Annotated in this window: 11 protein-coding genes and 2 pseudogenes; 4 read left to right on the forward strand and 9 right to left on the reverse strand. The window is 71.5% G+C overall.

Annotated features, from left to right (window positions below):
• The 5 genes and pseudogenes from AB0J39_RS35175 to tnpA all read right to left on the reverse strand — a co-directional run.
• Positions 1-613, reverse strand: a pseudogene (locus tag AB0J39_RS35175) (hypothetical protein); the annotation flags it as partial.
• A gap of 55 nt (positions 614-668) precedes the next feature.
• On the reverse strand, positions 669-1,250 hold the full coding sequence (locus AB0J39_RS35180) for a hypothetical protein (RefSeq protein ID WP_363472721.1): 582 nt from the start codon (positions 1,248-1,250) through the stop codon (positions 669-671).
• Positions 1,247-2,335, reverse strand: coding sequence for an adenosine deaminase (locus tag AB0J39_RS35185; protein ID WP_363472724.1), 1,089 nt, complete (start codon positions 2,333-2,335; stop codon positions 1,247-1,249). Before AB0J39_RS35185 ends, AB0J39_RS35180 begins: the two co-directional genes overlap by 4 nt.
• Positions 2,336-2,417: 82 nt before the next feature.
• Positions 2,418-2,771 (reverse strand): cupin, encoded by a 354-nt coding sequence (locus AB0J39_RS35190; RefSeq protein WP_363472726.1) that lies wholly within the window; start codon positions 2,769-2,771, stop codon positions 2,418-2,420.
• 212 nt (positions 2,772-2,983) lie between these two features.
• Positions 2,984-3,400 carry an IS200/IS605 family transposase gene (gene tnpA / locus AB0J39_RS35195; RefSeq protein WP_363472729.1) on the reverse strand — a complete coding sequence of 139 codons (417 nt, stop codon included), beginning with the start codon at positions 3,398-3,400 and terminating at the stop codon, positions 2,984-2,986.
• Positions 3,401-3,422: 22 nt separating this feature from the next.
• On the opposite strand from tnpA, the gene AB0J39_RS35200 reads away from it, so the two are divergent.
• Together AB0J39_RS35200 and AB0J39_RS35205 are read left to right on the forward strand one after the other, a co-directional pair.
• On the forward strand, positions 3,423-4,619 hold the full coding sequence (locus AB0J39_RS35200; protein WP_363472731.1) for a transposase: 1,197 nt from the start codon (positions 3,423-3,425) through the stop codon (positions 4,617-4,619).
• Positions 4,620-4,696: 77 nt separating this feature from the next.
• Positions 4,697-5,572 carry a GNAT family N-acetyltransferase gene (locus tag AB0J39_RS35205; RefSeq protein WP_363472734.1) on the forward strand — a complete coding sequence of 292 codons (876 nt, stop codon included), beginning with the start codon at positions 4,697-4,699 and terminating at the stop codon, positions 5,570-5,572.
• 118 nt (positions 5,573-5,690) lie between these two features.
• Here the strand turns inward: AB0J39_RS35205 and AB0J39_RS35210 are convergent, their stop codons facing one another.
• The gene (locus AB0J39_RS35210) at positions 5,691-7,109 is read right to left on the reverse strand and encodes an MFS transporter (protein ID WP_363472737.1); all 1,419 of its coding nucleotides are present in this window, start codon (positions 7,107-7,109) and stop codon (positions 5,691-5,693) included.
• A gap of 103 nt (positions 7,110-7,212) precedes the next feature.
• Here AB0J39_RS35210 and AB0J39_RS35215 point away from each other — a divergent pair, with 103 nt between their 5' ends.
• Positions 7,213-7,671, forward strand: a complete 459-nt coding sequence (locus AB0J39_RS35215; protein ID WP_363472740.1) for a MarR family transcriptional regulator — start codon at positions 7,213-7,215, stop codon at positions 7,669-7,671.
• An 18-nt stretch (positions 7,672-7,689) separates the two neighbouring features.
• Here the strand turns inward: AB0J39_RS35215 and AB0J39_RS35220 are convergent, their stop codons facing one another.
• Together AB0J39_RS35220 and AB0J39_RS35225 are read right to left on the reverse strand one after the other, a co-directional pair.
• Complete coding sequence (locus AB0J39_RS35220) at positions 7,690-8,508, reverse strand: VOC family protein (protein WP_363472742.1); 819 nt, start codon at positions 8,506-8,508, stop codon at positions 7,690-7,692.
• A 72-nt stretch (positions 8,509-8,580) separates the two neighbouring features.
• Positions 8,581-9,246 carry a hypothetical protein gene (locus tag AB0J39_RS35225; protein ID WP_363472745.1) on the reverse strand — a complete coding sequence of 222 codons (666 nt, stop codon included), beginning with the start codon at positions 9,244-9,246 and terminating at the stop codon, positions 8,581-8,583.
• 54 nt (positions 9,247-9,300) lie between these two features.
• On the opposite strand from AB0J39_RS35225, the gene AB0J39_RS35230 reads away from it, so the two are divergent.
• Complete coding sequence (locus AB0J39_RS35230) at positions 9,301-9,552, forward strand: winged helix-turn-helix domain-containing protein (protein ID WP_363472748.1); 252 nt, start codon at positions 9,301-9,303, stop codon at positions 9,550-9,552.
• Positions 9,553-9,676: 124 nt separating this feature from the next.
• On the opposite strand, the pseudogene AB0J39_RS35235 reads toward AB0J39_RS35230, so the two are convergent.
• Positions 9,677-9,887, reverse strand: a pseudogene (locus tag AB0J39_RS35235) (thymidine phosphorylase); the annotation flags it as partial.

The following is a 9,887-nucleotide window of genomic DNA, read 5'->3' on the forward strand; positions in this document are numbered from 1 at the left end:
CGGAGGCGGCGCGGGCGTCGGTCAGCGCCGCACGCGCGGTGGCGGTCACCGAGGCCAGCACCTCGGCCGCGTCGCGCGGTTCCGCGAGCGCGCGGCGACCGCCCTCGACGATCACCTGGAGGCTCCGCCCGAGGCCGTCGTTGAGCTCGGCGGCGAGGCGCAGCCGCTCGGCGGCCACGGCCGCGGCGGCCAGCGAGAGCCGGGCGGCGTGCATCTCGCCCGCGCGCTCCACGAGCCGGGTGAGGCCGAAGACGACCAGCGAGACCAGCACCATGGTGATCGTCGCGTCGGCCGTCGCCCCGCCCCGGGCGGCGTCGATCAGCGCCGCGCTCACCACCACGAGCGGCGCGAGCACGCGCGCGGCATCACGATGGGCACGGGTCAGCAGCAGCGAACCGGCCAGGAAGCCGAGGATCCCGGTGGAGACCCCGCCGGCGACGCTCGCCGCGTAGACGAGGACGGCCTGCACGGCGAGCAGCCACCACGTCCTGACCTTCAGCAGATAGAGGACCTGCACGCCGAACACCGCCAGCGCGATCGGCGCACCGGCGACCACATAGACGCTCGCGAGGGCGGCGAGCACAACGACGACGATCACTCGCGCCAGACGCACGCGGACCCCTTCGGCAGACGGCGACCACTCCGGAGCCGCCGGTCCCTCTCCGTGGTCAGGAGACGACGAAGGCGGCCGCGACCAGGGCGAGCGCGGCGGCGACGGCCGCCAGGGCGGACGGAGACCAGGTGACGCGGGTCTCGCCGGAGGAGTTCTCCCGGCGGGACCGGCTCATCTCGGTGAGCTGGCCGGCCACCCAGTCGGCGTGGGTGCGGGCGCCGACGGCCTCGGCCACCGCCCGTTCGGCCCGGTTCGCCGACTTGGCCGCCTTGGCGGCCCGCCCGGCGGCCCTGGCCCGCTCACGGGCCGTCGCCTGGGGCGTCCAGCAGCGTACGGTGGTGTCTCCGGACTCGATCACGATGGCGCTGGCCACGGACACGTCGTCCACACCGGTCCAGGGGACGTAGGCGTTCCGCAGCACGTTGCGCACGCGGACGCCGCCCTCCTCGGCCACGATGGCGGGGCGCAGCGCCATCACGAAGACCAGCGCCGTGATGACGCCCAGCACCGCGCCCGCGATCAGCGCGCTGGGGATGCTCCCGTGGGCGACCAGGTCCCACACGTTCCAGGCGGCGAACAGCATCCAGGCCCAGCCGCAGACCCAGGCCAGCTTGGACCGGTACACCTGAGGTTTCATGCGCGCCACTTCATCTGCGCGTACCCGGGCTTGATGACGCCGTTGATCAGCGCGAGCCGTTCGTCGAACGGGATGAAGGCCGACTTCATCGCGTTGACCGTGAACCACTGCAGGTCGTCCCAGTCGTAGCCGAACGCGTCCACCAGCCTGGCGAACTCCTGCGACACGCTCGTCCCGCTCATCAGCCGGTTGTCGGTGTTGACCGTCACCCGGAAGTAGAGGCGGCGCAGCAGGCCGATCGGATGCTCGGCGATCGACGGGGCGGCCCCGGTCTGCAGGTTCGACGTCGGGCACATCTCCAGCGGGATCCGCTTGTCGCGGACGTACGCCGCCAGCCTGCCGAGCTTGGCCTCGCCGTCGTCCGACACCGTGATGTCGTCGATGATCCGCACGCCGTGGCCCAGGCGGTCGGCGCCGCACCACTGGATGGCCTGCCAGATCGACGGCAGCCCGAACCCCTCACCCGCGTGGATCGTGAAGTGAGCGTTCTCCCGCTGGAGGTACTCGAACGCGTCCAGGTGCCGGGTGGGCGGGTAACCGGCCTCGGCGCCGGCGATGTCGAACCCCACCACGCCGAGGTCCCGGTAGCGTACGGCGAGCTCGGCGATCTCCATCGAGCGGGCCTGGTGGCGCATGGCCGTCAGCAGCGTGCCCACCCTGATCCGCGGCCGGCCGTCCGGTCCGGCCGAGCCGAGCCGGAAGCCCTCCAGCACGGCCTCGACGACCTGGTCCAGCGACAGGCCCAGGGAGGTGTGCTGCTCCGGCGCGTACCGCACCTCGGCGTACATCACGCCGTCGTCCGCCAGGTCCTCGGCACACTCCGCCGCCACCCTGACCAGCGCCTCGCGCGTCTGCATCACCCCGACGGTGTGCGAGAACGTCTCCAGGTAGCGCTCCAGCGAACCCGAGTCCGCGGCGTCCCTGAACCAGACCGCCAGCTCACCGGGGTCGTACGTGGGCAGGGTGTGGCCGCATTCGCGGGCGAGGTCGACGATCGTCCCGGGGCGCAGCCCGCCGTCGAGATGGTCGTGCAGGAGCACCTTGGGTGCCCTGCGAATCTCCTCCAAATCGGGCAGCTTACTCATGCCACCCTCCTCCCCACGGTCGTCCGTCCGGCAATCCTAGCCAGGGACCGAGCGGCTTCGGATCGCCGAGACCTGCCGATTCTCACTCCTCGCGATTGGCGGTATCCGGGGAGAACGCGGGCAGGCAGACGGCCACGTACTCCGCACCGGACGGCCCGGAGCTGTAGCGGATCTTCTCGCCGGGCTCGCTGACGAACGCCTGGCCCGCCTCGACCACGGTCGTGCCGTCCTCGTGCTCCACGACGACCGACCCCTTGAGCACGAGCGTGTACTCGGCGAACTCCGGGGTCTGCGCGGGCTCCTCCCAGCCGGGCGGGGCCACCATGTGCGCGATGGAGACCTGCTCGTCGCCGCTGTTGACGCGGCCGACGTACTCGTCAATGACCTTGCCGCCCGGCACCGGGATGCGGGTGGGGCCGTCGATCCTCCTGACCATGCCGACCAGTCTGTCAGCTCACCAGGAATCACGTCATATGGGCATATCCGCACTACGCCTCACCGGCGCTCAGCCACAGGCGGGGGCGCCGGGGGCGCTACCTGATTCGTCCGCAGTGCTCCGGCATCCAGGCCCGGGGGTGAAGCGGACTTGCCCGCGTAGCGGGGCAGGGAAAGCCGATCCGCCGCCAAGGCGGACGGCGTCCGGGGGGCTCAGACGGGGCTGTTCTGCTGCTCGATGTACTGGCGTAGGACGCTGATCGGTGCGCCGCCCACGCTTCCGGCGAAGTAGGAGCCCGACCACAGCTTGCTCGCCCGGTAGTAGTGGCGGGCCAGTTCGGGGAACTCCTGTCGCATTCGGCGGGAGGAAACGCCCTTGAGGCTGTTGACGAGCCGGGACAGGGCGACCTTGGGCGGGAAGTTCACCAGCAGGTGCACGTGGTTGGCCTCGCCGTTGAACTCGGCCAACTCGCACTCGAAGTCCGCGCAGACGTCCCGCATGATCTGCTCCATGCGCTCCAGGTGAGCACCGGTGAATACCCCATGCCGGAACTTGGTCACGAAAACCAAGTGGGCGTGCAGGACGAAAACGCAGTGCCTGCCAGTTCTGATGTCTCCATACTCGGCCATAAACCAAGGGTAGGATCATGACGTGCAGCTCAGGTACAACTTCCGCCTCTATCCGACGCCGGGCCAGCGTCAGGCCTTGGCCCGCGCGTTCGGGTGCGCGCGGGTGGTGTTCAACGACGGGCTGCGCGCACGACAAGACGCACGCGAGAACGGGCAGCCGTACATATCGGATGGAGAGTTGTCCAAGCGGGTCATCACCGAAGCGAAGAAGACTTCGGAACGCTCCTGGCTGGGAGAGGTCTCAGCCGTGGTGTTACAGCAGGCGCTGGCAGACCTGAACGTCGCCTACCGGAACTTCTTCGCCTCCCTGACGGGGAAGCGGAAGGGGCCGAAGGTCGCCCCGCCCCGGTTCCGGTCCAAGAGGGACAACCGGCAGGTGATCCGCTTCACGAAGAACGCCCGGTTCTCCGTCACCCCCGGCGGGAAGCTGCGCCTGCCGAAGATCGGTGACGTCCCGGTCCGCTGGTCACGGAACCTGCCCGCCGAACCATCCTCGGTGACGGTGGTCAAGGATGCGGCCGACAGGTACTTCGCCTCGTTCGTCGTCGAGACCAGCGATGTTCCCCTTCCGAACTCGGCCGCCGACGTCGGGATCGACCTCGGGCTGTCCCACTTCGCCGTCACCTCCGACGGCCGGAAGGTGGACAACCCGCGTTTCCTCCGCCGTGCCGAGCGACGCCTGCGCAAGGCACAGCAGGAACTGTCCCGTAAGGAGAAAGGTTCAGCGAACCGCCAGAAGGCCAGGGCCAAGGTCGCCAAGGCACACGCCGCAGTGGCCGACGCGCGCCGCGACTGGGCACACAAGCTCTCCACTAAGATCATCCGCGATAACCAAGCGGTGTACGTGGAGAACCTTGCCACCTCTGGCCTCGGCCGTACCCGCCTTGCCAAGTCCGTTCACGATGCGGGCTGGTCGCAGTTCGTGAGCATGTTGGAGTATAAGGCGGCCCGGTACGGCCGCCACTTCGCCAGGATCGACCGGTGGTTCCCCTCCTCCAAGCTCTGCTCTGACTGCGGGGCCGTCGCCGAGTCGATGCCGCTTGCCGTCCGGTCGTGGACCTGCCCGTGCGGGGCCGTCCACGACCGGGACATCAACGCAGCGAAGAACATCCTGGCCGCCGGACGGGCGGACAGGCTAAACGCCTGTGGAGCGCAGGTAAGACCGGGGCCTGCCCCGGCACGGCGCGAGGAAGCAGGAAGCCTCAGAGGTGCCGCATGAAGCGGCACGGGCTGAATCCCCCGCCTTCAGGCCGGGGAGCGCGTCAACGTCGGATGGCCGTCAAGGGAAAGGTGCCCATGAAGCCCGTAGCCCCCTCCGCTCTGCCCGTCCGCCGCCTCGGCCTCGCGGACCTGCCCCACTGCCTCGACCTGGCGCAGGACCGCTCCTGGCCGAGGGAGGAGCGCAAGTGGCGGCTCCTGCTGGAGAACGGCGAGGGCTTCGGCATCGACGCCCCGGACGGCGGCGGACTGGCGGGGACGGTCGTCCTCACCCGCTACGGCAGGACGGCGGCCGCGGTCGGCATGATGCTGGTGGCCTCCCGCCACGGCGGGCGAGGGCTGGGACGCCGTCTCCTGGAGCACGTCCTGGCGGAGGCCGGCGACGCGACCCTGTTCCTGTGCGCGACGGAGTACGGCCGGCCCCTGTACGAGAAGCTGGGCTTCGAGACGGTCGGCGTGATCGAGGCCCGGGTCGGCCACTTCGACGCCGGCGACGACCCGTACGGCGCGGGTCCCGGGCGGGACGCCTCACGGCTCGCCGAGCCCGGGCGGGACCTGGCCGCGCTGTGCGCCCTCGACATCGAGGTCTTCGGGGCCGACCGCTCGCGGCTGCTGACCCGCCTGTTCGCCTTCGCCGAGCAGGTCCGGGTGGTCGAGCGGGATGGTGAGATCACCGGCTACGGGGCGGCCTGGCGGAGCGCCGGCAGATTGTTCGTCGGGCCGGTCGTCGCGGAGGACGACGAGACCGCCCGCGCCCTCATCACCGATCTGGCCCGGGACGCGGACACCCGGATCAGGATCGACCTCGACCACCGCCGCCGGGAGTTGGTCTCGTGGATCGCCGGGCGCGGCGTGCCGCAGTCCTCCACGACGTCGTTCATGGTCCACGGCGGGCGCGCGCTCCCCGGGGACCGGTCCCGTCTCGTCGCCTCGTTCATGTCGGCGCTCGGCTGAGCGGACACAGGCGTGCGGCGGGCTCCCGGTGCCGGCCCGCCACTGGCTCCGGCAGCCCTGCGGACATGGGAAAAGGGGCGCCCCGGTGACCGGGACGCCCCTCCGAACCGGCGGACGGTCAGACCATCTCCAGCACCGGTTCCTCCCGTGCCTCGACCGGCTGCCGCCTGAACCGGAGCCCGGTGAGGGCGACGGCCAGGCCGACAAGGGCGAACCCGGCCGAGACCACGATCGCGGCGCGGAATCGGGCGATCGGGTCGCCGCCGTCCGCCCCCGCGGTCAGGACGGCGGTGACGATCGCCAGCACCACTGCTCCGCCGACCTGGCCGGAGGTGTTCAGCAGGCCTGAGGCGAGCCCCTGCTCCTCGTCGCCGACCCCCGCGGTCGCCTGGATGTTGAGCGAGGGGAACGACAGCGCGAACGCGACGCCCAGCAGGGCCATGCCCGGCAGCACCATCGTGAGCAGGCCGGGGTGGAGGTCCACTCGCAGGAACACCGCGTACCCCGCGAGCAGCGCCACCGAGCCCACCACGATCAGGCGCGCGGTGCCGAAGCGGTCGGCGAATCCGCCCATCTTGGTCGAGCTGATCGCGACCAGCAGCCCGGACGGCAGGAACGCGAGGGCGGTTTCCAGGGCGCTCCAGCCCAGCAGGTTCTGGAAGTACTGCATCGCCACGAACTGGAAGCCGACGTACGACCCGAACAGGATGACCAGGCCGATGTTGGCCCGGACGAGCGGCGCGGAGCGCAGGATGCCGAGCCGGACCAGCGGGTGCCGAACCCGGCGCTCCAGCCAGACGAACAGCCCGATCAGGGCGGCGGCCGCGGCGAGCGACAGCACCGTGCGCGCCACGCTCACCTTGGGCGCCTCCACCACGGCGAAGACCATGAGCAGCATGGCCGCCGTGATGGTCACGGCGCCGAGGAGGTCGTGGCCACCCTCGCCGCGCTCCTCGCCCCGGTCGAGCAGCCGCGCCCCGGCCACCAGAGCGATGATCGCGACAGGCACCGGCATGAAGAACGTCCAGCGCCAGCCGATCTCGGTGAGCAGGCCGGACAGGACCAGCCCGAGCGAGAATCCGCTGGCGCCGCAGGCGGTGAAGATGCTCAGGGCCCGGTTGCGGGCGGGGCCCTCGGCGAAGGTCGTGGTGATGATGGACAGAGCGGCGGGCGCGGTGAACGCGGCGCTGACGCCCTTGACGAAGCGGGCCGCGATCAACAGCGTCCCGTCGCTCATCAGTCCGCCGAGCAGCGAGGCGACCGCGAAGACGGCCAGGGCGGCCAGGAACACCCGGCGGCGCCCGAGCAGGTCGGCGGTCCGGCCCCCGAGCAGCAGCAGACCGCCGTACCCCAGCACGTAGCCGCTCACCACCCACTGGAGTGACGAGGTGGACATCCCGAGATCAGCCTGGATGGACGGGAGCGCCACCCCGACCATCGACACGTCGAGGGCGTCGAGGAACACGACGGCGCAGAGGACGGTGAGGGCACCCCACAGGCGGGCCCCCCAGCGCTCGTCCTGAGTGGAGGAAGTCATGGCAAGAGAAGTTACATGCACATGCATTCAATGCACAAGCAATTAATGTGTTTGCATCTATTGCGCGCGCATGGTATGGTCGCGCGAAGAAAGGCGGTCTCACGTGAACGACACCGACACCGGCTTCGTGGTCATGGCCTGGCGCGAACTGCTCGCCCGGTACTCCGAGGTGTCGTGTGCGCTGGAGCGGGAGCTCAGCGACAAGCACGGGCTCGGCGTGAGCGAGTTCGAGGTGCTGGAGCGCCTGGTCGAGACGCAGTCGCCCTGCGCGGAGCCGGGGGCGGCCAAGTTCCGCGTTCAGGAGCTCGCCGGCCAGGTCCACCTGAGCCAGAGCGCGCTGTCGCGCCTCATCGCCCGGCTGGAACGCGAGGGGCTGGTCGCCCGCGCCCTGTGCGAGGCGGACAGGCGCGGCGTGTTCGTCCACGTCACCGAGGAAGGCCGGCGGCGGCACGCGGAGGCGATCCCCACCCATCGGGCCGTCCTGTCCGCGCACCTGTTCCCGCACCTCGTGAACGCCGGCTACGCGCCTCCCGCCCCGGACGACGCGCCTCGCCCCGCCTGATCGCGGCGCGCCGGACGGTCAGGAGGGGCGGAGGGGGACGCCGTCGGGGTCGACGAGCGAACCGTCCGCCGCGACGCGTGCCCCGGCGGCCACCAGCCGCGCGGCCTCCCGCTCCGGGTTCCCGACGGCGACGGCGATGTGCCGGAAGCCGTGCCGGCCCGGATCGGGAGTCCACGGGCTCGCCGTCGTCGGGGCGGTGAACGTGAACACCTCGATGACCGCGTCCCCGGCCAGCAGATAGGTGATCAGGAAGCCGCGGGGGTCCTGGTCCTGCGTTATCTGGCCGATCTCCTCGTAGCCGAGCGTGTCCCGGTAGAAGGCCAGCGCCGTGCCGAGATCGGCGGACGTGACCGCCACGTGGTCGAAGACCGGCGGCGCCGTACGCGGCCTGGCCAGGGCGGCCAGCCGTTCCCGCTCGGCCAGCTCGGGCGAGGCGACCCGGTGATACCGGAGGTGGTTGTCGGTGATCTCCAGATGGGTGCCGTCCGGGTCCTGGAAGAACGCGATGCGCACGCCGCCGACCGCGTCGAGCGGCGGCAGTGTGAAGGGCACGCCGGCGTCGCGCACGCGCTCCGCCCGCAGATCGACGTCGCCGACCTTGAAGCCGATGTGCCGGATGCCACGCTGGAGGTCGTCGTTCACCCAGCCGCCGAGATCGCCGTCTTCCGTCTCGACCAGTTTGAGCAGCACGGGACCCGCCTGCAGCCAGGCGACGCCGGGTCCCCCGGCCGGGCCGTCCGCCGGGGCGAGATCCAGCAGGGCGCGGTAGAAGCCAAGCGAGCGGGTCAGGTCGGCGACGCCGATCTCGACATGCCGGATGCCTCGGTGAGCCGCCACGGTTCTCCCCTCTGCGCGTCCGGCCGGTCCGGCGCGGCAGGACCACCCTGGCACACCGCCTCGTACGGCCGATCACGCCGTCCTCCCGGCAGGCGCGCAGGAGCGGACCTCCACGGCCGCGTCGGCCCGCAGCCCGGGCGCCAGCGCGAGGGTGACCGCGACGGAGGCCACGGCCATCACGCCCATGGCGGCCGCGGCCGAGGTGACCTGCGCCACCGCCCCCGCGATCGCCGCGCCGGCCCCCTGCATGGTGAGCACGCCGGACGACTGCAGCCCGAGCGCCTGCCCGCTCATCTCCTCGGGGGTGACGGCCAAGAGACGTTCCTGGAGCAGCAGGCCGGCCGAGTATCCGGCCGAGGCGAGCACGACGGCGGCGACCGCGACCGGCCGGGACGGGTGGACGAGGAAGACCAGGTACGGCACGGCGAGCAGCAGCCGCAGCGGAGCACTCAGCCGCTCGCGCCACCGCTTCGGGACGAACCGCCCCATCAGCATGTCGCCGGTGAGCATCCCGGTGGCGGCACAGGCGAACAGCAGCCCGGCGTGCCGGGAGTCGTAGGCGACGTACAGCGACTCACAGCCGACTATCAGGCCGTTCGGCACCCACAGGGCGAGGTAGAGGCGGCGGCGGGACCCGGAGTACCAGAGCCTGCGGTTGATCCGCCACGTCTCCGCGGCCGAGGGCCGTCCCTGGGCGCGGGGCGGACGGGCGGTGAGGCCTGGACGGCGGGCCGGCACTACGCCCTGGTCTACCCCTGCTCGGGAACGCTGGCCGAGCCCGGCCGGGCGCCGGTGCCCGAGGCGCTCGGCAGACTGCTCGGCCCTGCCCGGGCGCGGGTGCTCGTGCTGCTCGCCGCGCCGAAGAGCACGACGCATCTCGTGGCGCTGACCCATCAGGGGCTGGGGTCGGTGGGCCGCCACCTCAAGGTGCTCCTCGACGCCGGTCTCGTGCGGCGCCGCCGGGCCGGGCGGTCGGTCCTGTACTACCGCACGCCCCTCGGCGACGCCCTCGCGGCGAACGACGCAGACATTGGTTCGATGTAGGGAACGGATGTTCTGTTGAGACTGCCGTCATGAGCGAGGCGGCCGCGGCGATCGGCGTGCGCGAATACGGCTCCGTCGACGGCAGCGCGGGATGAGCGCGGCCGCCGACGGTCCGAGCCGACGCTCAGGCCGTCAGGCGGTCGATGACCAGCGGCAGCAGGTCCGCGCCGCCGTCCTCGCCGATCTCGTACGCCCCCTCCAGCGCCTGGAGGGCGCGGTCGAACCGGCCGGCCTCGTCGGCGTACAGGGTCATCAGCGGCGCGCCCTCGCGTACGGCGTCGCCCGGCTTGGCGTGCAGGACGACGCCCGCGCCCGCCGACACCGGGTCCTCCTTG

This window comes from Microbispora sp. NPDC049633 (assembly GCF_040675265.1).
Taxonomy (GTDB): Bacteria; Actinomycetota; Actinomycetes; order Streptosporangiales; family Streptosporangiaceae; genus Microbispora; species Microbispora maris.